The 452-nt window shown below is 43.6% G+C and carries 1 pseudogene; it reads right to left on the minus strand.

What is annotated here, in order from left to right:
* Positions 1 to 452, minus strand: a pseudogene (locus ACNART_RS17925) (hypothetical protein); the annotation flags it as partial.

Below are 452 nucleotides of genomic sequence, written 5' to 3' on the forward strand. Positions count from 1 at the left end.
ATACGTTGCTCTACATGATGTTGCCGATGAGCATCACGTATTCGTTCGCTCACAAAAATCTGTTTTCCCCGAAAACGTATCCCCGTATTGCGCTTGGCCCAATCAATATGGTCATCCTGATAAGACGCATTCACAAACTGACTGGTTGCACAGACTAAAGGCAAGCTATATGGAGTCTCTACACTCCCCTCCCGTAATAACAATGCCATTGATTGTCCTCGGGTAAAAGGCAGATAGTCCGTATTAAAGACCAGTGTTCCATCTTCACTGTACAGTGATAACCCCCAACGTCTCTTCGGGGTCAAAACCATTCCTGAAACGAATACACACACATAAATGTCTGTTTGGGCTGAACTGTATAATTGCTTTTTATGCGCTAAATAGCTCACTTCCGCTTGAGGGTTGGTGGCATGATAAAACACAACACACTTATCTAAATGCGGTAATGTTGT

The organism is Proteus sp. LHD240705, assembly GCF_047921555.1.
Lineage (GTDB): Bacteria > Pseudomonadota > Gammaproteobacteria > Enterobacterales > Enterobacteriaceae > Proteus.